The organism is Halomonas sp. McD50-4 (assembly GCF_022348135.1).
In the GTDB taxonomy this organism is placed as follows: domain Bacteria; phylum Pseudomonadota; class Gammaproteobacteria; order Pseudomonadales; family Halomonadaceae; genus Vreelandella; species Vreelandella piezotolerans.
Map to the genome: position 1 here is coordinate 48,569 of NZ_JAKRFG010000016.1, position 21,401 is coordinate 69,969.

Sequence of the window (21,401 nt, forward strand, 5' to 3'; positions counted from 1 at the left end):
ATTGTGCCGTTAACGTCACGCTCTCGATGCGCGTTACAGCGCTGCCGCCAACCGCGTGCCTTGATCGATGGCACGTTTGGCATCCAACTCGGCCGCTTCTGCTGCGCCACCAATGACATGCACGCGGCCACCTAACTGGGTGAGCGGCGCTATCAAATCGCGCACGGACTCCTGCCCTGCACACACTACGACGGTGTCCACCTCGATCACTTGCTCCTGTCCGTCGCGACGAATATGCAACCCGGCATCATCGATACGCACGTATTCGCAGCCGGTGAGCGTCTGCACACCCCGCTGCTTTAGAGAAGCACGATGTACCCAGCCCGTGGTTTTGCCTAAGTTTTTGCCTGGCTTGGAGCTTTTACGCTGCAGCATGACGATACTGCGCGGTGAGCGCGGCGGCTGTGGCGCTTTCAAGCCGCCTCGCTCGCCCACTGCCAAATCCACGCCCCATTCATCGCACCACGCGTCGATATCCGTAGCAGGGTGGCCTTCGTGAGACAGCAGCTCAGACACATCGAAGCCAATTCCGCCTGCCCCAATGACCGCCACGCGTTGCCCCACCCGCTCGGGCTGCTCGATCGCCTCGGCATAGCTCAACACACAGGGATGGTCGGCGCCCAACAGCGCCAGTTCACGGGGCATCACTCCAGTGGCCACCACGATCTCATCGAAATCCGCCAATGCGTCTACGGTGGCCTCGGTATTCAGACGCACATCCACCGCGTGTTTCTCCAGCATCACACGGAAGTAACGCAGCGTTTCGTTGAACTCTTCCTTTCCAGGAATTTTACGAGCGTAATTGAACTGTCCGCCCAGCTCGCTGCGCCGCTCGAACAGCACCACGGCGTGGCCACGGCTAGCCGCCGCCACGGCCGTCGCCAACCCCGCCGGGCCGCCGCCAACGACCGCGACCCGCTTAGGCGTTTGCGTCGGTGTCAGGGTAATCTCGGTTTCGTGGCAAGCGCGGGGATTGACCAAGCAGGAGGTCAACTTACCCATAAAGGTGTGGTCCAGACAGGCTTGGTTACAGGCAATGCAGGTATTGATCTCATCCGCCAAGCCCGCCTGCGCTTTGCGTACCCACTCAGGGTCTGCCAAAAACGGGCGCGCCATCGACACCATGTCCGCATGGCCTTCTGCCAGCACCCGCTCGGCCACCTCGGGCATGTTGATACGGTTGGTGGTGATCAACGGAATCGACAGGGCCGCACGCATGCGCCGAGACACCTCGGTAAACGCGGCCCGGGGCACGCTGGTCACGATGGTCGGCACCCGCGCCTCGTGCCAGCCAATGCCGGTATTGATGACGTTGGCGCCAGCGGCTTCGATGGCTTGACCCAGCTGCACGACTTCTTCCCAGGAGCTGCCCTCCTCTACCAAATCGATCATCGAGAGCCGGAAGATCAGCAGGAAGCGCTCGCCCACGGCTTGGCGAATACGCTTGACGATCTCGACGGGGAAACGCATGCGCCGCTCGAAATCTCCCCCCCAGTCGTCATCACGCTGGTTGGTACGCCGGCAGATGAACTGGTTGATCAAGTAGCCTTCCGATCCCATCACCTCGACGCCATCGTAGCCCGCCTGTTTCGCCAGGATGGCGCAGCGAACGTAGTCGTCGATTTGCTGCTCGACGTCGTCGCTGGAGAGCGCCCGGGGCGTAAAGGGGTTGATCGGTGCCTGCAGCGCTGAAGGAGCGACCAACTCTGGAGAGTAGGCGTAGCGCCCCGCATGCAGAATCTGCATACATAAATGGCCGCCTTCGGCGTGAACCGCCTCGACCACCTGGCGGTGCGCCGCTACCTGCGAGGCGTCCGTCAGCGCATTGGCTCCCTGAAAGACGGCGCCTTCGGCGTTCGGCGCGATGCCTCCCGTCACGATAAGGCTGACCCCCGCCCGCGCCCGCTCTGCATAGAACGCAGCCAAACGCTCGAAACCGTTCGGCGCCTCTTCCAAATTGGTGTGCATGGACCCCATCAAAACGCGATTGGGCAGCGTCAAATGACCGACGGTCAGCGGTCGAAACAGGTGCGGATAAGCTGGCGCTGGGTGCATCACGGCGCTCCTTTAATGTTATCGATGTGGCTAGCCTCTCATATTCAAACAAGCGTATGACATGGCGCGTTCGACGTACAGCCTTTTAGGCGGCTCGTTAACCTGCTCTTTGGTCTACCACGAAACGCCGCTGCCCCTTGCTCATCGTAGCAAAGCGCGTCACATTAACCGGCTAACGATAAGGGACCGAGTTAAGGGAAGCCGCTATGCCGTTGATGTACTTTTTACCCCCGCTGGCCACGGTGTTGATCTGGTCGGGCAACATGACCATCAACCAGCTGACCGTTGGGGCGATTGCCCCCAGCAGCATCGCCTTTTTGCGCTGGCTGCTCGCGCTGCTGGTCATGACGCCCTTCGTGCTGCCTGCCGCTCTGCGCCACCGTGAGGAAATAGTGCGTAACTGGCCGAAACTGGCGCTGCTGGGGCTGCTGGGCATGGGGCTGTGGCAAGGGCTGGCCTACGTGGCTGCAGAGACCACCACCGCGACCAACATGGGCATTTTAGCCGCCATGGTTCCGCTCCTGACGGTGCTACTCAGCGCCTTGATTCTCAAGGAACCCCCAACGCTGGGCGGTGTCGTAGGCGGCGTGCTCGCCTTTATCGGCGTCACCGTGCTGCTGGGCCGCGGCAACCCACTTTCTCTGCTGCAGTTAGAGGTGGCGCAGGGCGACGCGTTAATGGTGGTCGCCGCCACTTGCTATGCGCTTTATGGCGTGATGCTCAAACGCTGGGCGATGAATCTGCCTCCTTGGGTCATGCTCTATGCCCAGGTCTGTTTTGCCGTGTTGTTCTTGCTGCCGCCCTATCTCATGGGCCCCATGACACCGGTGGATGGGCAGAACGTTTGGCTGATCCTGTACGCGGGCATTCCCGCCTCGGTCATCACCACGTTTTTATGGATGCGCGCCGTACGCCAGATCGGTGCCAATCAATCGAGTATTTTCATCAACCTCATGCCATTATTTAGTGCGCTGATTGCCATGGCGCTATTAGGTGAGCAGGTATCGGGCTTCCACTTCATTGGCGGCCTGCTGATTCTCGCCGGGGTGATCATGGCCCAAACGCTGACGCGCCCGCTGGTACGCGCCGCCGCGCCGCATAAAACGCGCAGCGCCCAGCAGTGATACACTAGGCTATCTCCATTCGACGACTGGGTACCCCTGAACTATGTCCCTAGAAGACCTGCACCTCAATCTGCGTAACCTCGCCAGCGACGACTACGATCAGTTGAAGTCGCTGATGGACGCGGTGTATCACGACATTGGTGGCGCTTGGCCCAAGCACACCATCGATAAGCTGATCCAAGAATTTCCTGATGGTCAGATTGCTATCGAGGAGGATGGCGTGCTGGTCGGCGTGGCGCTCACCGTGCAGGTGGATTACGACGAGTTCTCCAACCCGCACAAATACGACGATTTGATCGGCCATCGTGAAATCATCCTGAACGATCCGGAAGGCGATGCCATGTACGGACTGGATGTACTGATCCACCCAGACTATCGCGGCTACCGCCTGGGCCGCCGCCTGTACGAAGCGCGTAAAGAGCTGTGCCGTTCGCTCAACCTGCGGGCTATTTTGGCGGGCGGACGTATTCCCGAGTATCACCAGCACGCCGTCGAGCTAACGCCTGCCCAGTACATCGACAAAGTCTCCCGCAAAGAGATTTATGATCCGATTCTGTCGTTCCAGCTTGCCAACGACTTCCAGGTCAAACGTCTGTTACGCAAGTACCTGCCGGAAGATGAGCAGTCCCGAGGCTACGCCACGCTGTTGGAGTGGAACAACATTCTGTTCGAGCCCGCTGAAAACGTGCTGGACACTCGCCCCACTCAGGTACGCGTGGGCGCGGTGCAGTGGCAAATGCGTGAGTTCGCCTCCGTGGAGGCTGCGCTGCAGCAAATCGAGTATTTCGTCGATGCGTTGTCGGATTATCAGAGCGACTTTGCCGTTTTCCCGGAGCTGTTCACCACGCCACTCATGGGGCTTCAGGACCGGGCTGCCCAAAAAGACCAAACGGCGGCCATTCGCTTTTTGGCGGGCTTTACCGACCGCTTCAAGAGCGAGCTTTCCCGCATGGCGGTCTCTTACAACATCAATATCATCGGTGGCTCGATGATCGAGGTGGGCGAAGACGACCGTCTTTATAACGTAGCGTACCTGTTCCACCGCGATGGCGAGGTCGAGAAGCAGCTCAAGCTACATATCACCCCGCAGGAGCGCCGCGACTGGGTGATCGAAGGGGGCGACAATCTGCAGGTCTTCGACACCGACGCGGGCCGAGTGGGCATTCTCATCTGCTACGACGTGGAATTCCCGGAGCTGGGCCGCCTGCTGGCCGACCAGGACATGGACATTCTCTTCGTGCCGTTCTGGGTCGATACCAAAAACGGCTACCTGCGGGTACGCCACTGCGCCCAGGCCCGCGCCATCGAAAACGAGTGCTACGTGGTGATTTGCGGCAGCGTCGGCAACCTGCCGTCCATCGAGAACCTGGATATCCAATACGCGCAGTCGGCGGTGTTCACGCCCTCCGACTTCGCGTTCCCCCACGATGCGGTGCTGGCCGAAACCACGCCCAACACGGAGATGATCTTCTTCTCCGACTTGGACCTCACCCGCCTCACCGTGGTGCGCGCCGAAGGCTCGGTCACCAACCTCAAAGACCGCCGCAAGGATCTCTTCGACCTACGCTGGCGCGACTGGTCGTGGAAGTCCGGCAGTAAGCAGGAAGACTAAAAGCCAGTCGACCAACATCACCGCGCAAAAAAAACGCCGCCCACCGGGCGGCGTTTTGCCATTCACAACTAGCCATTCACAACTAGCTATTCACTCCACTCCATTCACCACTTACAAATCACCATTCACCACAAAGCTACTCATCCGGCCAAACGAGGTGGCGCGGTACGCGGCCTTTGGCATCGAACGCGACGCCCTCGGCACGCAGCTTTTCGTGCTGGCGTGCCGCGCCGCCGTGGTCAGCCAGTTTGAGTGACGCGGCAATGACACGATGCCAGGGTAGCTGATGCCCCTCAGGCAAGTGGCGCATGGCCGACCCCACCATGCGCGGCGTGGCCCCTTCGGTCATCTTAGCGATGCGCCCATAGGTCGTGACTCGCCCTGCCGGAATCTGATCGACGATGGTGTAGATCTGTTCGAGCAGTTCGGGGCGTGGCATGGCGACCTCGTTAGCAGGTGTCGATTTTAGAGTGCTTCGACGAGCTGATCGATGGCTTGGAAGGCTTCTTTCAGCGCGGTATCGCGGTGAGCATCGCCCATGTTCAGGCCTTCTGCAAACACCACCTCCACATCGCTGATGCCCATCAGGCCTAGCATGGTTGTCAGGTGCGGCGTTTGGCTATCGAACTCGGTGCCTGCGTACTGGCCCCCACGCGCGGCCAGAATGATGGCCCGTTTGCCTTCGATCAGCCCCTGAGGGCCGTTTTCGGTGTAGCGGAACGTTTCACCGGCGCGCAGCACGCGGTCGAACCAGGCTTTCAACTGGGAAGGAATGCCCAGGTTATACATCGGTACCGCCAACACCAGCACATCATTAGCGCGCAGCTCTGCCAGCAGCTCATCCGAGTGGGCGGCCAGCGCCTGCTGCTCGGCGGTGCGCTCGTCAGCAGGCGTTTGCCACGCGCCCAACTCTTCGATGGCCAGGTGCGGCAGCGCGTTGGCAACGACATCGCGATGGGTCACCTTGACGCCCTCGCGTGCCGCGGCCTGCTGTCGAAAATGGCTCGCTAACGCATTGGACTGGCCGTTATCACCCAAAATCGAAGACGTCACTAATAGGGCATGGGTGGTCATGAAAACTCCTTAAAAATCAGTGGGAAGGTTAAGCGCTATTCTACGTCGCTTTTCGGTAAGCAAAAGCGCAACGTTTTCCGAGTTACATTCGACAAAATCGAACTATCCACCCATGAAAAAGCCCCACGCGTGGCTGCTTTTATCGCAGCATCGCGTGGGGCGGATGACGCCTAGCAGGCTAATGCGTGGCTATTTCTTAGTCGGCCAGGCGTTCGGATCTACTTTGTTCGCCAGTTTCGGAAACTGGTTGGGGTCGAAGACCGGCTCTTTACCCGCTTTGAGCTGGATGTCGTAATCTTTGAACAGCGCAAAAGCGATGGGCGATAGCAGCAGGATCGCCACGAGGTTGATAATCGCCATCATGCCCATGGAGAGATCGGCAAAATTCCAGATGGCCCCCAGGCTTGCCACCGAACCGACCATGATCATGCCCAGCACGGCGACGCGATACACCATCACCGCCAGGGGCGCACGACGGCCTGCCAAGTACTCGATATTGGATTCGCCGTAGGAGTAGTTGGCAATTACCGAGGTGAAGGCAAATAGTAAAATGGCGATGGCAATGAACATACCGCCCCAGTCACCCACATGGCTAGACAGCGCCATTTGCGTGAGCTGTATGCCGTTATTCTCTTCACCCGCCAGAAGCTCAGGGCCTGCCATGATGATGATGGCCGCCGTCGCGGTACAGATCACCAGGGTGTCCAGAAAAACGCCCAGCATTTGAATGAAGCCCTGAGCCGCCGGGTGATCCGGACGGGTGCTGGCGGTCGCTGCCGCGTTAGGCGCCGAGCCCATGCCCGCTTCATTGGAGAACAGTCCGCGCTGAATCCCGTTCATGATCGCCTGAGAAATCGCATAGCCAACCGCTCCACCTGCTGCCTGCTCGATACCAAACGCGCTCTGCACGATCGTCATGATGGCCGCGGGCAGGTCGCTGATATTAAGCGCCACCACGACCAGCGCCAAGATCAGGTACAGCAGCGCCATCAGCGGCACCACCAGCTCGGCGACTTTGGCAATCGATTTCAGACCACCGAAGATGATCGGCGCAACGATGGCCATCAAGACGAGCCCCATGGCCCAGGTGGGAATGGCAAACGCCTGCTCCATGGCCTGCGCGATGGAGTTGGCCTGCACGCTGTTGAACGCCAACCCAAACGCAATGATCAGGCAGATCGAAAACAGCACCGCTAACCAGCGCAGGCCCAAACCGCGCTCGATATAGCGCGCCGGGCCACCGCGGAAAGTATTGTCGCCATGGTCGGTCTTGTACGCCTGGGCCAGCGTGGACTCCACGAAGCTGGTCGCCATGCCGACCATGGCCGTCATCCACATCCAAAAAATAGCCCCTGGGCCACCAAAATAGATGGCGACCGCCACACCCGCCAAATTGCCCGTACCGACGCGGGCAGCCAGACTGGTCGAGAGCGCCTGAAACGACGAGATCCCGCCGTTGGCTTGCCGCGAGCCGCGCAGCAGCTTGAACATATGACCGAAATAGCGAATCTGAATGGCGCGGGTCATGACCGTAAAATAGAGGCCAGCGCCGATGAGCAGGTAAATCAGTACACTGCCCCATAACAGCCCGTTGCCGCGATCCACCATCGCGGTCAACAGAGGAGGAAGAGTAACATCCATACGAAACACGCCTTTTTGAAACAATGAAGGCGCATCATTCTTCATGGCTGCACCAAAATGGCAAGAAAAAGGGCAAATTTCTTGTCCAGCAGTCGTAATCACTGCTGGATGACTCAAGGCAACTCGCGAGACGCTGCCAGCCACGCCCACACGTCTGCGGCTTCGTCGCTGACTTGGCGCTTGCTGGGCCGCACCAACCAGAAACGCTCATCGCTGGGTACACTCATATCGAAGGGGGCCACCAAATCCTCACGCTGCTCCAACAGTCGGTGATGCGTGAGCGCCACCCCACCGCCCTGGCTAGCGAGCGCTAGCGTCATCACCTGATTATCGCAGGTGAGGGAGCGACATTCGGACTCTAGATGGGCTATTCCCGCCGCTTGCAGCCAACCAGGCCACCCAACGCCAAAGCCCACCGCGTGTAACAACGTATGCCCGGCCAAATCTGCAGGCACGTTGAGCGAGCGCGCCAGCGCAGGGGCGCACACGGGCAGCAAGTGCTCGTCGCCCAGCGGCAACATCTCGAGCCCACTCCACTCACCCCGACCATAGCGAATCTCGATGTCGGCCCCTTCAGGCCCAAAGTCGTCGGGCCAAATCGCGCTGACCAAGCGCAGCAAAATCGTTGGTTTCTGTCGATGCAGGGCCACGAGCCTTGGCGCGAGCCAAGATTGTTGGATCACCGGCGTAGCGCGCAGCGTCACCGGTCGTTCGCTGGTAATACCAAACACTTCCGACGTCCCTTCACTGATGCGTGAAAACGCATCGTGAATGCTGGGCAGCCACGCTTGACCTGCCGGGGTCAACGAAAGGCTGCGCGCGTGGCGAACGAACAGCTTTTGCCCCAGGCGATCCTCCAGCAGCCGAATGCGCTGGCTGATGGCCGCCTGGGTCACGCCCAGCTCATTACCCGCCGCCGTAAAGCTTAGGGTTCGGGCGGCGGACTCAAACGCTTGTAGCCATAACAGCGGAGGGAGTGAGCTCATGGGAAAGCAACCTATAAGTTAAACAGGGTCTTTGGGGCCAAATTCATCGTTTGTCACTGCGCAAGGGACTCCGCATCCTAATAAGCAGATCGTGTGTTACGTCACCCATTCTCAGTGAGGTTTCTATGTCCAGCGCACTAGCCACAACGGAAAAGCGTTCAGCCCCTCAAATGAGCGAACTCATGCCGTATGACCACGGCCCGGCACTCAAGGACGCCACGCTCACCGACAGCGGCCTTTCGCTAACGTGGCAAGACGGTACGCAAACGACGCTACCTCTGTTGTGGTTTCGTGATCACTGCGCTTGCCAGGCGTGTCGCCACCCGCAAACCCGCGAGCGCCTCTACCTACCGCTAGACGATATCGAACAAGCGCCCAGCGTTACCTTGGCCGATGGTCATCTCTATCTTCAGTGGCACGACGGGCATGACAGCGTCTTTCATAGCGGCTGGCTTTACCAGCGCCGCCCCGAGGCGACTCGCGTCTCATCCCTGCCGAATCCGACGCCGTGGCGCGATGACTTTTTCCCAGAGCGCGTTCGCCATGCCGATTTCATGACCCCGGCAGGGGAGAAAGCCTGGCTGACCGCCCTGCTACGCGACGGTTTGGCGTTGATCACTGACGCACCGCTGGTGGAAGAGGAAGTTAGCCGCCTTGCCGAGCGAATTGGCCCGCAACGCACCACCAATTTCGGCGGGCGATTCAACGTGCGCTCCAAGCCCAACCCTAACAACGCAGCCTACACCGCCGTAGGCTTGCCGCTGCATATCGACCTACCCAACTGGCAGCAGCCGCCGGACATTCAACTGCTCTACTGCTTGCAAAACGACGCCAGCGGCGGTGAGTCACTGTTTGCCGACGGCGCCCGGGTCATCGATGCGCTACGCGAACAGGACCCTGAGGCACTCGCCATTCTGAGTGAGACCCCCATCGACTTCCGGTTTCAAGACAACCATCACGATATCGCCTTCAAAGCTCCGGTGATCACCTTGGATAGCCAAGGCGAGCTGATGGAGATACGCCTCAATAATTGGATACGCGATACGCTCCATTTGCCGGCCGAAAAAATGACGGCTTGGTACCGGGCCTACAAAGTACTGTGGCAACTCTTCCACAGCGAGGCGCATCAGTTGGAGTTCACACTAACACCGGGCCAGATGGTGGCGTTCGATAACCGTCGCGTACTCCACGGCCGCCGGGAGTTCGATCCTAATAGCGGTGCTCGCCACCTTCAAGGCACCTACCTAGACCGGGACATGCTGGCCTCGCGCCTGCGTGTTCTTGCCCGTACGACCGCACCATCACAATAACCCTAGCAAGGAGACCCTCCTCCATGACACGTTCACTTCGTCCTTTCGTTGCGACCATTACCCTGGGCCTAGCAGGCGTTACTACCCAAGCCGCCGTCGCCGATGACGCCACGCTAGATTTCGGCGTTCCCGCTTGGCCTGGCATTACCGTGAAAACCGAAATCGCCGAGCAGCTCCTTAACCCGCTGGGCTACGACACTCAAACCCATGAAATTGGCCTGCAAGTGATCTATCAAGGCCTGGAAAGTGGCGACGTCGACGCCTTTCTAGGCGCTTGGCTTCCTGCGCAAAAAGAGATGTTCGAGCCTCGCAAAACCTCCGGCGTCATCAGGGACATCGCCAACAACGTCGATGGCGCGCAGATGACCCTGGCCGTTCCAGCGTATTTACATGAGCGCGGTATTCGCAGCTTTGCCGATCTAGACGCGCACCGTGACGAGTTCAATGGCCAAATTCATGGTTTTGGCGCAGGATCGGCCGCCAGTGAAATTCTACATAACGCCATCGATAACGATATCTGGGGCCTCGGCGACTGGCGCTTGGTGGATACCAGCGAAGTGGGCATGCTCTCTGCAGCACAAGATGCCATTTCCAGAGAAGAAGCCATCGTTTGGGTCGGTTGGACGCCCCACTGGATGAATCTCGAACTCCCCATGCGCTACCTGGAAGACCCGGAAAACCTGTTTGGTGAGAACAACGGCGAAAGCGACGTACGTACCCTGCTGCGCAGCGACTACGCTGATGCCCACCCGGCGCTGGTCACCTTTTTCGAGCAGTTCAGCTTTACCGCCGAGGAACAGAGCTGGATGATCCAAGCCTTCGGTCAAGAAGAGCGTGACCTCGCCGAGGTGGCTCAGCAGTGGATCAACGACAACCCCGAACGCATAGAGGCCATGCTGGCCGATGTCACGACCGCCGAGGGTGATGCCGCTTGGCCCGTCATTGAAGCGCGCCTACAGTAACGCGCTCGTTCACCCCACCGCCGCAGTGGCGTATGCTAACGCTCTTTTGCCAGATAGGCGGTGGGGATGGAATGTCACGAACGTTGCTAAAAGGGCTAGGCTTACTGATCACGCTGGTGATACTGGGCGTGATGTGGCGCTACCTGCAGCAGCAAGGGCTGCTGACTCAGGCGCAGCTCGAAGCACTCACTACCACCATTAGCCAGTGGCAGCGTGCCCCCTGGATGTTTGCCGCCGTCATGGCCGTCTATACCGGTTCGCTGTTAGTGATGTTTCCGCTAAGCCTGCTGGTCGTGTTGACCGGCATGCTGTTTGGCCCGGTATGGGGATTGGCTTACGCTACGTTGGGCACGCTGAGTTCGTCGGTGGTGTCTTACTGGGTGGGCCACTGGCTGGGGCGAGATGCCCTCATGCGCTACGGTGGCCGCCACCTACGCGGCCTTTCCGGCTATCTCTCCCAACGCGGCATTCGTACGATGACGGTGATCAACCTGCTGCCGCTGGCTCCCTTCACGCTCACCAATATGTTGGCCGGGGCGTTTCATCTCAATTTCCGCGACTACATGATCGGCTCGACGCTGGGCATCGTGCCGGGACTGGCCGCCGTCATCCTGCTCGGCAGCCAGCTAGGGGCGCTGTTCACCGCTGCCTCACAACAAGAGTTGGTGCTGGCCGTGGCAGGCGTGGTCGTCGGGGTGGGCCTACTCTGGCTACTCAAGCGCGTGGCCACCGCTCGGACGAGCCGTCCTCGAAACGACGGCTAGCCTCTCGCTTGCATCACTTGGGCTGACGCTCGTGGGTCTGATGCGTCGTGTGATGTTTCGCTAGCACCTCGGCATAAAAGTGCGCCACCGCGGCGGCAAACTTGCCGATATCGTAGTCAGCGGCGAACGCTTTGGCTTGATCGCCGAGGGTTTCGCGCAACGCGTCATCCTCGACCAGTTCCACCACTCGCTGCCCCCACTTCTGGCGGTTTTGCGGCGTCTTGAAGCCGTTGTGGCCATCGCGCACCACGTCATCGATACCGCTCGAGCGTACGGCGACCACCGGAAGCCCAGCGGCCATGGCCTCTAGAATCACCATACCTTGTGTTTCCGAGGTAGAGGCAAACACGAACACATCGCCTACGTGATAGTAAAGCGCCATCTCTTCTGGCGGCACGGCCCCCACCAAGGTGACCTGTGCTTCCAAACCCAGCGTGTCGATCTGTGTTTGGATCGCTTGTCGGTCCGGGCCGTCGCCGACCAACAGCAAGCGTAGGCCGGTCTTTCCCTGGCGCTTCAACTCTGCCAACGCTTCCAGCATGAAGCCGATGTTCTTCTCTTTACTGATGCGAGAAACGCTTACCAGCACCGTATCGTCGACCGCGATAGCCAACTGCTGGCGAAGCGACGCCACGGCCTCCTCGTCGGCATCGGCAAAGCGTGCCGCGTCGATCCCCGTGGGCTGCACCAGCGTCGGCGTCTTGACCCCGATCATGCGCAGGTACTCCTCTGCCGAATAGGTCGGCACGATGACCCCCTGGCAACGATTAGAGAAGCGCTTGATCAAATAATGAGAGATCAGGTTGCGAAACAGTGCCCCCGGCAGCGGTACGAAGTGCGCGTAGTGCTCCAGGCGCGTGTGATAGGTGTAGATGACCGGCACTTTCAAACGACGCCCCATCCACAGACCCATCGACCCCAGCCAGAACGGGTGATGTACATGGATCACATCGGGCTTGAACTCACGCAGGCAGCGGCGAAAGCCCGCGCTGAACGGGTTGGTCAAGCGAAATTCACGCTTCTCGCCAAACGCCATCAGCGTGGGTACCCGCAGAATGGTGTCATCGTCCTGCCACGACTCCCGGTAGCGCGGTACCAGCAGCTGCACCCGATGTGAGAGATCGCCAAGACCCTGGCGTAGCCGCTCCACCGATACCGACACGCCGGAAACGAACGGGAAGTAGTTGTTCGACACCATCGCCACTCGTAAACTTTTTTCCAGATAGGGCGTGGGGTCGATATCGAAGTCGGGATAGTAGTCGCGCTCCTCGAAAATCAGCCTGTAAAGCCGCATGGCCAACAGTGTCAGCAGCCCGACGATCAGCAAGAACCGCGGATAGCTGACGTAGAAGAAGGCGTAAATCGTCGACCCCACGCTGCTCAGCATGCGCCACCAGCCGGGGCGGTCGACGTTCAATCGCACCGGCGAGATGCCCACGCTGTCACCGGCCACCTCGACGACGACGTAATGATGAAAACTCTCATCGGCATCCAGCAGCAGGCCGCCCGCGCCGCCGGTGGTCACGTACGTCACCCCGTTGACGGTGTGCTGGGCGTATAGCGAGAGATTCGCGGAAAACACCGTATCGACCCCATAGCGCTCGGCCAAACGCATGATGCCTTCAGCAAGCCGGGGATCGTTGAGGTAGTTATCTTCTTCGAACAGCGGGGCATCCTGGATGACGTTATGCAGTGGCAGGCCCACGAACACGAACCGATGGGCCGCGTCAGAGGCGGCTAGCTCGCGCTCCAGCCAATCCAACTGCCAGGAAGTCGACGACTTGCCAGTGCCATCTAGAAAAATGAAGTGGCTGTTGCCCGCTACGAACGCATAGAAATGCGGGCCAAAGTAGTCGTAAAACAGATAGCTGCCGAAATCGCTGTCTTCATTATCGCCGTAGGTCAAGAGATAAGGCATGTCGAGCAGTTCGAGGCTGTGATAAATCGCCTGATAACTCTCCTGCTGGCCGCCACTCACCGCATTGCCCGCCGACACCATGAAATCGATATCGCCCTGGTTGAGCAGCGGAACGATCTCGTCTTGAAAGACATTTACCGAGTTATTGATGTTGCCCACCACCGCAAAGCGGTAGGCATCTCGGCCTGCTAGTCGGTCGCGTACCTCGGCGACTTCTACGGTATGCAGCGATTCGAACTCGGGTTCGGCCACGTAGAGCCACACTTGGTGAATGATCAACCCCGCCACCAGCGCAAGGTTCAAAACGAAAAACAGCCTCAACCAGCGCTGGCGGGAGAGGCGAAAAAGGCGTCGAGGCATGTAGAGGCGCTTATCTCAAAGAGTCATTCGGTGGCTGTGACTAAAGCGCGGCACAGCCGTTCAAGGTGGCCAGCAAGCGGCGCGAACCACCCTGCTCACGATGCTCACCTAACCACACCCCTTGCCACGTGCCAAGGGCCAAGCGGCCATCGCGTACCGCAAGGCTGAGCTGAGTGCCCAATAGACTAGACGCCACATGGGCGGGCATGTCGTCGGGGCCCTCTAACGTATGCTGAAAGTAGCTCAGTCCTTCTGGCACCAAACGTCGCATGAAAGCATCCAGATCATGGCGCACGTCCGGGTCGGTGTTCTCGTTGAGCGTCAACGACGCGGAGGTATGCATGAGCTGTAGATGCAAAAGCCCCTGATGGCACTCCGCCAAACAGGGCAGTGCTCTGGCGATCTCATCAGTAATCAAATGAAAACCGCGGGACATTTCCGGCAAGTGAATCTCTTGTTGATGCCACATAAACACTCCTTTGTTATATGCATTGTCAGAGGATACGTTAACAGACATACCATAGCCTATTTCCACTACCTGCCGAACAGTACCAAGAGGACCGCGTGGCGTGGTGCCACCTACCCTGATAAATTGAGCGCTGTGATGGTCTGACATTAAAAGGAGCGAGATGATGACATCCGTATGGCGGCCAAGGAGCATGGCCACGCTGGCAACCCTGGCCGTGACCGGCACATTCTTGATGGGTTGCACCGGCATTCCCGATGGCACGGAACCGGTGACTGACTTCGAGCTCGAGCGCTATCTTGGCGAGTGGTACGAAATCGCTCGCCTGGATCACTCCTTCGAAGAGGGACTAGACTGCGTCACCGCTACCTACAGTAGGCGCGACGATGGGGGCGTCAAGGTGATCAACCGAGGCTACGACCTGGAAGAACGCGCCTGGGACGAAGCCGAAGGTCGCGCCTACTTCATCGATGACGAGAGCGTGGGGCGGCTGAAAGTCAGCTTTTTCGGCCCGTTTTACGGCGGCTACAACGTTCTCGAACTCGACGATGACTACCAGTGGGCGTTGGTGGCAGGCCCTAACCGAGACTACCTGTGGATTCTGGCACGCACCCCCACGATAGCAGGCGACGTGGAGCAGCGCCTTCGTCAGCGCGCCGCCGAGCTGGACTTTCCCACCGACGAGTTGATCGACGTGGTGCAGGATCAAACCTGCCCAGGCCGCTAACGGACCCACGTTAGCCATTGGGCAAGGCGGGCACCCGGCCCGCCATTTCTCGCTGTAAGAAGTCGATCAACGCGCTGATCCTTTCCGGCACATGGCGGCGATGCTCGAACACGGCGTAAAAGTCAGCGCGTATGCCCTGCCACTCCGGTAGCAACGTTTGCAACGTCCCACTGGATAGTTGCTCGTTCACATCCCACCAGGAACGCAGCATCACGCCGTGGCCATCCAGCGCTAAGCGGGTAATGACCTCGCCGTCGTTACTCGCCAATGGCCCCCTGACCTTCACGGCCTGGCGCTGCTGGGATTGCCGGTGCTCGAAGCGCCATAGCGGGAAGTCGCTATCGTTTTCACGAATCACCAGGCAACGGTGCTGAGTAAGATCGCTCGGAGCCTTCAGCGGCGGCATTTTTTTCATATAGCTAGGCGCAGCGCACAAGACGCGGCGGTTGGGTAGGATACGCTTGGCGACGAGGCGTGAATCCGGTGGCTCGCCAATACGGATGCCGACGTCAAAGCCGTGATCGCTCAAATTGAGGGGGAAGTTGGTCAGCTCAAGCCAGCTCTCCACGCCTGGGTGCTCGGCGCAAAACCGCGATAGCAGCGGCGCGATATGCCGCCTGCCAAAGCCGAAGGTCGCGTTGACCCTCAGCCGACCGCTTAGGCCTTGGTTCGCGGTCTCGCTGAGTGAGCTTTCGAGCGTTTGTAACTCCTCCAGAATGAGACCACCTTGAGACAGGTAGCGCTCGCCTTCGAGAGTAAGCGTCAACCGGCGCGTCGTACGCGCCGCCAGCGTCACCCCCAGCCGAGCCTCTAGCTGCTTCAAACGTTTACTCACGGCTGAGAGAGACAGCCCAAGCTCGCGAGCAGTGGCGGTCAAGCTTCCCGCTCGCGCTAGCTGCTGAAAAAAGGCGAGGTCATCCAGCATCATGGGATTATTCACTTTTAGGCAACAATAGCTTGCATAATAGCCTGATTATCTCGTCGCCAACAGGCGCTACACTCCTACTAAGCAATCACACTCCATCCTTTCCGCGACATCCAACCACATAAGGATCTTCCATGGCCCATCGTATTGCAGTCATCGCTGGCGACGGTATCGGTACCGAAGTGATGCCCGAAGGTATTCGCGTGCTGGAAGCCGCCGCCAAGCGCTTCAATATCGACCTGGCGTTCACCACCTTCGAGTTCGGCAGCTGTGACTACTACTTGGAACACGGCAAGATGCTGCCCGACGACTGGTTCGACCAGCTCAAAGGATTCGATGCACTGTTTTACGGAGCCGTGGGCTGGCCAGACAAAGTGCCCGACCATATTTCGCTATGGGGCTCGCTGCTGCAGTTTCGTCGCCAGTTCGACCAGTACATCAACCTGCGCCCCTGCCGATTGATGCCCGGCATCAAAAGCCCGCTAGCGGGCCGCAAGCCCGGCGACATCGACTTTTACGTCGTGCGCGAAAACACCGAGGGCGAGTACTCGAGCGTCGGCGGCAAGATGTATGAAGGCACCGAGCGTGAAATCGTCATTCAGGAAACGGTGATGAGCCGAACCGGTGTCGACCGCGTACTAAAGTATGCCTTCGACCTAGCGCAAACCCGCCCACGTAAAAAGCTCACCTCGGCCACGAAGTCCAACGGCATCTCGATCACCATGCCCTACTGGGACGAGCGGGTGGCCGAGATGGCCAAGCAGTACCCAGAGATCGCGGTGGATAAATTCCATATCGATATTTTGACCGCCAACTTCGTGCTGCATCCGGACTGGTTCGACGTGGTGGTGGGCAGCAACCTGTTTGGCGATATTCTCTCCGACTTAGGCCCTGCGTGCACCGGCACCATTGGCGTCGCCCCCTCGGCCAACATCAACCCAGAAGGCAAGTTCCCCAGCCTGTTCGAACCGGTACACGGCAGCGCACCGGACATCGCCGGTCAAGGCATTGCCAACCCTATCGGCCAAATTTGGTCTGGGGCGATGATGCTGGAGCACCTGGGCTATAAGGAGGCGGGCGACGCGATGGTCGAGGCCATTGAAGCGGTGCTGAGTGAGGGCGATAGCCAAGTGCTCACCCGCGACGTGGGCGGCCAGGGCACGACCGAAAGCCTCGGTAACGCCATTGCCGAGCGGATTCGCGGTTGATTCTTCTATAAAAGCGTTCGTTAACGAACAACGCCTCGCTGGCAGCGAGGCGTTGTGCGTTTCAAGCGTCGATTAGTTTGCCAGTTTGGCAGCAATCTCAGCGACATGTTTGCCCTGGAAGCGGGCAATTTTCAGCTCGCGGTCATCCGGCTGGCGGGAACCATCACCACCGGCCAGCGTCGCAGCGCCATAGGGCGTACCGCCGCTGACTTTCGAAATATCGAACTGCTCTTCGATGCCGTAGCCAATGGGCACGATGACCATGCCGTGGTGGGCCAACGTGGTCCAGGTAGAGGTAATGGTCATCTCATCGCCGCCGCCAGTGCCGGTCGACGTGAACACGCTCGCCACTTTGCCGCGCAGCGCGCCGTTGGCCCACAGGCCGCCGGTTTGATCGAGGAAGGTGCGCATCTGACCCGCCATGTTGCCAAAGCGCGTCGGCGTGCCGAAGATGATGGCATCGTAATCCGACAACTCCTGAGGTGTGGCTTCCGGCGTGGTGAAGTCCTGCTTGCCGCCAGCGTTTTTGAACGCCTCCTCCGGCATGGTTTCAGGCACACGTTTTACCGTCACTTCGACACCGTCCACTCCCTTAGCGCCTTCGGCCACCGCGGCAGCCAGTGTATCGATATGGCCATACATGGAGTAATACAGCACCAGTACCTTCGTCATAACGCACTCCTTTGGACTTGCATTCGAGCATTGGACAGGTTGCCCGTCGAGGGCAATGAAAACTCACTAAACCATAGCCTAGTCAAACGTAGAGAAAAGCGAATGTTTTCGATGCTCCGCATCGATTTCATCGACGTGCCGACCTTGCGCTTTTGCCACTTCGGCACTAATTTTTCTTGTATCGTATTTACGGTATGTTTCATTCACGTATAACGCCAAGGAGTCCGGCATGACGATTTTCGAAGCACTTCGCAAAGATCACGACATCCAGCGAGACCTGCTGGCCCGCTTGGTAGAGACCCATGGCGATAGTGAAGAGCGCGATACCCTCTATCAACAGGTACGCGCCGAACTGAAATACCACGCCAACGCGGAAGAGAGAGCGCTTTACATCCCCATGATGGACATCGATCTCACCCAAGAAAAAGCGCGCCACAGCGTGGCGGAGCATCATGAGATCGACGAGCTGATCGAACTGCTGGACGACACCGACTATAGCGCCAGCCACTGGCTCACTCACGCTAAGCAGCTTCAACACTTGGTGACGCATCACTTGGACGAAGAGGAGCAGGAAGTTTTTCAACTGGCAGGCCGCGGCCTCCAAGAGAACCAGAAATCCTCTCTGGCCAAAGAGTATCAGGAAGAAATGCGGCGACAGCGAGCAGACTAAACGTCCTTAGTGTGCGACAGACGCAAGAGCGTCGGTGATCAAAGCGCTTGTGGCAAAGGGCCATGAGCGCTTTTTTGTACCGGCAACTTTCATCATCCCACCCGCCATTTTCACGCGAACGACGCCTCCCCTTGTGGACAGCTACGGGCGTGGGTAAAGGTAGGAACGATAAAAAAGCAAATGCCCATGCTCAAGGACACTTTCATGCTAGGCCAATGGCTCGACTGGACGCTCGACGAGGAACGCCCCTCCCCGCGCATCGGCCGCTTCCCAAGCGGCACTTACCATCTTCACGGGCCAGGTATTCTAGAGCTCACCCCTAACATTCTGCGCCCAGAGGCACGCGCCTGTGTATTTTCTGCGGCGATACACGGTAACGAAACCGCCCCGGTGGAACTGCTCGGTGATTGGCTGAGCGCTTTGGAAGCCAGCACGCTGCAGTTAGGCGCGCCGGTGCTGGTGATCTTGGGTAACATTCCCGCGTTAAAAGCGCACAAACGCTTCATTGCCACCAACCTCAACCGGCTGTTCAAACGCGATCTGGACGAGCGGGGGGCCGAACCCGACCGAGCGCGAGCGTTAATGGAAGCAGTAGATACGTTCTTCGCCCGCCACCATGCGCTGCCGAAACTGCACTACGATCTGCACACGGCGATTCGGGACAGTTTGTATACCCGCTTCGTCGTCGAACCCTACGCCCTCGCCGCCACCGATGCGCAGCAGTGGCAGTGGCTGGCCGGAGCCGATATGCAGGCCGTGCTCCACCAACATCAGCACAGTTGGACGTTCTCCCACTACAGTAAGCACTATCATCACGCCCAAGCGTTTACGTTCGAACTGGGTCGGGTTGCCCCGTTTGGTGACAATGATATGGCTCCCCTGGCGCCAATGCTGACGCTCTTGGGCTCACTCAGCTCAGGTTATCCGCCGCCGACAAAGCCCGCAGATAACATGGCCTTTTTTAAAGTACAGCACGAGCTGATGCGCCAAGCGGAGGACTTTACGCTCTGCTTCGACGATGACGTACCCAATTTCAGCCGTTTCGAGCCCGGCACCTGCCTCGCCAAAGATGGGGTAGCGGGTGATTTCATCGTGGAGAAGACACCATTACATGTGGTGTTCCCCAATGCCCACGTCGACATAGGCGCTCGTGCGGCACTGTTGGTGGTGCCCAGTCATGCCATTACCTGACGGACACTTGCGCTACTGCTTGACGATGAAAACGTACTTTTCATAACGACGTCTTTTTTTATAACAACAACGTGAAGGGGCCGTCAGGACACATCGCCACGTACCAAGACCAATGTCGTCCTGATAAAGTACGCGCATTTGGCGCAGTCCTGATAGAATCGCCCCTTTTTTCGCGCCAGCCGCACACACGCACGACAAATTCATTTGTTGCTGCTGCGGCAACCCTGTACTGGAGCCTACGTTATGGCCGCTACGCCTACTCCCCTTGAAGTGCGCAATATTAAAAAGCGCTTTGGCGATACGGAAGTTCTCAAAGGTCTCTCCCTGGAAGCCCAAAAAGGTGACGTCATCACCCTCATTGGCGCCTCAGGGTCGGGCAAAAGCACCTTCCTGCGCTGCATGAACCTGCTTGAACAGCCCGACGATGGAGAGCTCTACGTCCACGGCGAACAAATTCGTTTTAAAACCACCAAACACGGCCGTGAGCCCGCCGACTGGAAACAGGTGGTGCAGATGCGTGCCAAGCTCTCGATGGTCTTCCAAAGCTTCAATCTATGGGCACACATGACGCTGCTGGAAAACATCATCGAAGCGCCGATCCACGTGCTCGGCAAGCCCAAAAAAGAGGCAATCGAGCATGCCCATGCGCTGCTGGATCGCGTAGGGCTGAGCGCTCGCGCCAATGCCTACCCGGCACAAATGTCCGGCGGCCAGCAGCAGCGCGGTGCCATTGCACGGGCGCTCGCCATGGACCCGGAAGTCATGCTGTTCGACGAGCCCACCTCGGCACTGGACCCGGAGTTGGTCGGCGACGTGCTGAAAGTCATGCGTGACTTAGCCAATGAAGGACGCACCATGGTCGTGGTCACCCACGAGATGAGCTTTGCCCGCGACGTGTCCAGCAAAGTGATCTACCTGCACCAAGGCTTGGTAGAAGAAGCCGGGGCGCCGAACGAGGTGCTGGGTAATCCGCAGTCACCGCGCTTGAAGCAGTTTCTAGCGCCCAAATACTGATCCGCGAGGCACGCACACCATGCTCGATTTGCAAGGTTACGGCCCCCGCCTGATCGAAGGGGCGGGCGTCACCGTTCAACTGGCCGTTCTATCGCTGATCTTGGCCATCCTCCTAGGGCTGCTGACGGCCAGCGCCAAGATGTCGCGTAACTGGCTGTTACGTCGCACCGCCACCGTTTACACCACGGTGATTCGCGGTGTGCCGGACCTAGTGCTGATGATGCTGCTGTTCTTCGGCGGCCAGATCGGCGTCAACGCCATCAGCGACATGCTGTATTACAACTACGACATCGACATTTATATCAATTTCAATGCCTTTGCCGCAGGCGTACTGACCATCGGCTTTATCTTCGGTGCCTACATGGGCGAAACCTTTCGTGGGGCGTTCATGGCAGTGGATAACGGCCAGATAGAGGCAGGCAAAGCCTACGGCATGAGCAGTGGTTTGGTGTTTCGTCGCATTCGCTTCCCCCAAATGATGCGCCACGCCCTGCCCGGCCTTTCCAATAACTGGATGGTACTGCTCAAAACCACCGCGCTGGTCTCGGTAATCGGCCTGACCGACATGGTCCGAGTAGCCGCCGAAGCCTCCCGCGCGACCCACGAGCCCTTCGTGTTTTTGATCCCCGTCGCGGTGGCCTACCTGCTCATTGCCAGCGTCTCCGAGTGGATCTTTGCGCGCCTACAAAAACGTTACGACATCGGCTTTGGGGGGCAGTGAC

The 21,401-nt window shown here is 58.9% G+C and carries 20 protein-coding genes; 11 read left to right on the forward strand and 9 right to left on the reverse strand.

Annotation, left to right across the window (positions count from 1 at the left end; genetic code table 11):
• Positions 1 to 33 precede the first annotated feature (33 nt).
• Entirely contained in the window at positions 34 to 2,055 is a 2,022-nt protein-coding gene (locus MHM85_RS16380) for an NADPH-dependent 2,4-dienoyl-CoA reductase (RefSeq protein WP_219861342.1), read from the reverse strand.
• A 206-nt stretch (positions 2,056 to 2,261) separates the two neighbouring features.
• Between MHM85_RS16380 and MHM85_RS16385 the strand changes: the two genes are divergently transcribed.
• Positions 2,262 to 3,179 (forward strand): DMT family transporter, encoded by a 918-nt coding sequence (locus MHM85_RS16385; protein ID WP_139526789.1) that lies wholly within the window; start codon positions 2,262 to 2,264, stop codon positions 3,177 to 3,179.
• Positions 3,180 to 3,222: 43 nt separating this feature from the next.
• On the forward strand, positions 3,223 to 4,791 hold the full coding sequence (locus tag MHM85_RS16390; protein ID WP_239286457.1) for a bifunctional GNAT family N-acetyltransferase/carbon-nitrogen hydrolase family protein: 1,569 nt from the start codon (positions 3,223 to 3,225) through the stop codon (positions 4,789 to 4,791).
• A gap of 136 nt (positions 4,792 to 4,927) precedes the next feature.
• On the opposite strand, the gene MHM85_RS16395 is transcribed toward MHM85_RS16390, so the two are convergent.
• From MHM85_RS16395 to MHM85_RS16410, 4 genes are all read right to left on the reverse strand, one after another.
• The gene (locus MHM85_RS16395) at positions 4,928 to 5,230 is read right to left on the reverse strand and encodes an MGMT family protein (protein ID WP_139526785.1); all 303 of its coding nucleotides are present in this window, start codon (positions 5,228 to 5,230) and stop codon (positions 4,928 to 4,930) included.
• 26 nt (positions 5,231 to 5,256) lie between these two features.
• A complete protein-coding gene (locus MHM85_RS16400) occupies positions 5,257 to 5,865 on the reverse strand; it encodes an NAD(P)H-dependent oxidoreductase (RefSeq protein WP_153843768.1) in 609 nt (202 codons plus the stop codon).
• 189 nt (positions 5,866 to 6,054) lie between these two features.
• Complete coding sequence (locus MHM85_RS16405; RefSeq protein ID WP_139526780.1) at positions 6,055 to 7,506, reverse strand: sodium:alanine symporter family protein; 1,452 nt, start codon at positions 7,504 to 7,506, stop codon at positions 6,055 to 6,057.
• Positions 7,507 to 7,619: 113 nt separating this feature from the next.
• Positions 7,620 to 8,492: a LysR substrate-binding domain-containing protein gene (locus tag MHM85_RS16410; RefSeq protein WP_139526779.1), complete on the reverse strand. Its 873-nt coding sequence runs from the start codon at positions 8,490 to 8,492 to the stop codon at positions 7,620 to 7,622.
• Between the two features lie 182 nt (positions 8,493 to 8,674).
• Here MHM85_RS16410 and MHM85_RS16415 point away from each other — a divergent pair, with 182 nt between their 5' ends.
• The 3 genes from MHM85_RS16415 (at position 8,675) to MHM85_RS16425 (ending at position 11,528) form a co-directional block, all read left to right on the forward strand.
• On the forward strand, positions 8,675 to 9,802 hold the full coding sequence (locus MHM85_RS16415; protein ID WP_231125651.1) for a TauD/TfdA family dioxygenase: 1,128 nt from the start codon (positions 8,675 to 8,677) through the stop codon (positions 9,800 to 9,802).
• Between the two features lie 23 nt (positions 9,803 to 9,825).
• Complete coding sequence (locus MHM85_RS16420) at positions 9,826 to 10,764, forward strand: ABC transporter substrate-binding protein (RefSeq protein WP_062372743.1); 939 nt, start codon at positions 9,826 to 9,828, stop codon at positions 10,762 to 10,764.
• A gap of 71 nt (positions 10,765 to 10,835) precedes the next feature.
• Positions 10,836 to 11,528, forward strand: coding sequence for a VTT domain-containing protein (locus MHM85_RS16425; RefSeq protein ID WP_153843769.1), 693 nt, complete (start codon positions 10,836 to 10,838; stop codon positions 11,526 to 11,528).
• A 13-nt stretch (positions 11,529 to 11,541) separates the two neighbouring features.
• On the opposite strand, the gene MHM85_RS16430 is transcribed toward MHM85_RS16425, so the two are convergent.
• Together MHM85_RS16430 and MHM85_RS16435 are read right to left on the reverse strand one after the other, a co-directional pair.
• Entirely contained in the window at positions 11,542 to 13,806 is a 2,265-nt protein-coding gene (locus MHM85_RS16430; protein WP_219861344.1) for a glycosyltransferase, read from the reverse strand.
• Positions 13,807 to 13,846: 40 nt separating this feature from the next.
• The gene (locus tag MHM85_RS16435; RefSeq protein WP_062372734.1) at positions 13,847 to 14,275 is read right to left on the reverse strand and encodes a secondary thiamine-phosphate synthase enzyme YjbQ; all 429 of its coding nucleotides are present in this window, start codon (positions 14,273 to 14,275) and stop codon (positions 13,847 to 13,849) included.
• Between the two features lie 190 nt (positions 14,276 to 14,465).
• Between MHM85_RS16435 and MHM85_RS16440 the strand changes: the two genes are divergently transcribed.
• A complete protein-coding gene (locus MHM85_RS16440) occupies positions 14,466 to 14,999 on the forward strand; it encodes a lipocalin family protein (RefSeq protein ID WP_062372732.1) in 534 nt (177 codons plus the stop codon).
• A 10-nt stretch (positions 15,000 to 15,009) separates the two neighbouring features.
• On the opposite strand, the gene MHM85_RS16445 is transcribed toward MHM85_RS16440, so the two are convergent.
• Positions 15,010 to 15,927, reverse strand: a complete 918-nt coding sequence (locus MHM85_RS16445; RefSeq protein WP_153843771.1) for a LysR family transcriptional regulator — start codon at positions 15,925 to 15,927, stop codon at positions 15,010 to 15,012.
• 131 nt (positions 15,928 to 16,058) lie between these two features.
• Between MHM85_RS16445 and MHM85_RS16450 the strand changes: the two genes are divergently transcribed.
• Positions 16,059 to 17,132, forward strand: coding sequence for a tartrate dehydrogenase (locus MHM85_RS16450; protein WP_153843772.1), 1,074 nt, complete (start codon positions 16,059 to 16,061; stop codon positions 17,130 to 17,132).
• A gap of 72 nt (positions 17,133 to 17,204) precedes the next feature.
• Here the strand turns inward: MHM85_RS16450 and wrbA are convergent, their stop codons facing one another.
• Positions 17,205 to 17,804: an NAD(P)H:quinone oxidoreductase gene (wrbA, locus tag MHM85_RS16455; RefSeq protein WP_153843773.1), complete on the reverse strand. Its 600-nt coding sequence runs from the start codon at positions 17,802 to 17,804 to the stop codon at positions 17,205 to 17,207.
• 229 nt (positions 17,805 to 18,033) lie between these two features.
• Between wrbA and MHM85_RS16460 the strand changes: the two genes are divergently transcribed.
• The 4 genes from MHM85_RS16460 (at position 18,034) to MHM85_RS16475 (ending at position 21,400) form a co-directional block, all read left to right on the forward strand.
• Entirely contained in the window at positions 18,034 to 18,474 is a 441-nt protein-coding gene (locus MHM85_RS16460) for a hemerythrin domain-containing protein (protein ID WP_139526768.1), read from the forward strand.
• Between the two features lie 204 nt (positions 18,475 to 18,678).
• Complete coding sequence (locus tag MHM85_RS16465) at positions 18,679 to 19,665, forward strand: succinylglutamate desuccinylase (RefSeq protein ID WP_153843774.1); 987 nt, start codon at positions 18,679 to 18,681, stop codon at positions 19,663 to 19,665.
• 243 nt (positions 19,666 to 19,908) lie between these two features.
• Entirely contained in the window at positions 19,909 to 20,679 is a 771-nt protein-coding gene (locus tag MHM85_RS16470) for an ATP-binding cassette domain-containing protein (RefSeq protein WP_139526764.1), read from the forward strand.
• A 19-nt stretch (positions 20,680 to 20,698) separates the two neighbouring features.
• Complete coding sequence (locus tag MHM85_RS16475; RefSeq protein ID WP_058577210.1) at positions 20,699 to 21,400, forward strand: ABC transporter permease; 702 nt, start codon at positions 20,699 to 20,701, stop codon at positions 21,398 to 21,400.
• Position 21,401 lies beyond the last annotated feature (1 nt).

What these genes read in the sequence shown, in the direction of transcription:
- MHM85_RS16380 (WP_219861342.1), bottom strand. Translation starts at nt 2,055, where the DNA reads ATGCACCCAGCGCCAGCTTATCCGCACCTGTTTCGACCGCTGACCGTC.
- MHM85_RS16385 (WP_139526789.1), top strand. Translation starts at nt 2,262, where the DNA reads ATGCCGTTGATGTACTTTTTACCCCCGCTGGCCACGGTGTTGATCTGG.
- MHM85_RS16390 (WP_239286457.1), top strand. Translation starts at nt 3,223, where the DNA reads ATGTCCCTAGAAGACCTGCACCTCAATCTGCGTAACCTCGCCAGCGAC.
- MHM85_RS16395 (WP_139526785.1), bottom strand. Translation starts at nt 5,230, where the DNA reads ATGCCACGCCCCGAACTGCTCGAACAGATCTACACCATCGTCGATCAG.
- MHM85_RS16400 (WP_153843768.1), bottom strand. Translation starts at nt 5,865, where the DNA reads ATGACCACCCATGCCCTATTAGTGACGTCTTCGATTTTGGGTGATAAC.
- MHM85_RS16405 (WP_139526780.1), bottom strand. Translation starts at nt 7,506, where the DNA reads ATGGATGTTACTCTTCCTCCTCTGTTGACCGCGATGGTGGATCGCGGC.
- MHM85_RS16410 (WP_139526779.1), bottom strand. Translation starts at nt 8,492, where the DNA reads ATGAGCTCACTCCCTCCGCTGTTATGGCTACAAGCGTTTGAGTCCGCC.
- MHM85_RS16415 (WP_231125651.1), top strand. Translation starts at nt 8,675, where the DNA reads ATGCCGTATGACCACGGCCCGGCACTCAAGGACGCCACGCTCACCGAC.
- MHM85_RS16420 (WP_062372743.1), top strand. Translation starts at nt 9,826, where the DNA reads ATGACACGTTCACTTCGTCCTTTCGTTGCGACCATTACCCTGGGCCTA.
- MHM85_RS16425 (WP_153843769.1), top strand. Translation starts at nt 10,836, where the DNA reads ATGTCACGAACGTTGCTAAAAGGGCTAGGCTTACTGATCACGCTGGTG.
- MHM85_RS16430 (WP_219861344.1), bottom strand. Translation starts at nt 13,806, where the DNA reads ATGCCTCGACGCCTTTTTCGCCTCTCCCGCCAGCGCTGGTTGAGGCTG.
- MHM85_RS16435 (WP_062372734.1), bottom strand. Translation starts at nt 14,275, where the DNA reads ATGTGGCATCAACAAGAGATTCACTTGCCGGAAATGTCCCGCGGTTTT.
- MHM85_RS16440 (WP_062372732.1), top strand. Translation starts at nt 14,466, where the DNA reads ATGGCCACGCTGGCAACCCTGGCCGTGACCGGCACATTCTTGATGGGT.
- MHM85_RS16445 (WP_153843771.1), bottom strand. Translation starts at nt 15,927, where the DNA reads ATGATGCTGGATGACCTCGCCTTTTTTCAGCAGCTAGCGCGAGCGGGA.
- MHM85_RS16450 (WP_153843772.1), top strand. Translation starts at nt 16,059, where the DNA reads ATGGCCCATCGTATTGCAGTCATCGCTGGCGACGGTATCGGTACCGAA.
- wrbA (WP_153843773.1), bottom strand. Translation starts at nt 17,804, where the DNA reads ATGACGAAGGTACTGGTGCTGTATTACTCCATGTATGGCCATATCGAT.
- MHM85_RS16460 (WP_139526768.1), top strand. Translation starts at nt 18,034, where the DNA reads ATGACGATTTTCGAAGCACTTCGCAAAGATCACGACATCCAGCGAGAC.
- MHM85_RS16465 (WP_153843774.1), top strand. Translation starts at nt 18,679, where the DNA reads ATGCTAGGCCAATGGCTCGACTGGACGCTCGACGAGGAACGCCCCTCC.
- MHM85_RS16470 (WP_139526764.1), top strand. Translation starts at nt 19,909, where the DNA reads ATGGCCGCTACGCCTACTCCCCTTGAAGTGCGCAATATTAAAAAGCGC.
- MHM85_RS16475 (WP_058577210.1), top strand. Translation starts at nt 20,699, where the DNA reads ATGCTCGATTTGCAAGGTTACGGCCCCCGCCTGATCGAAGGGGCGGGC.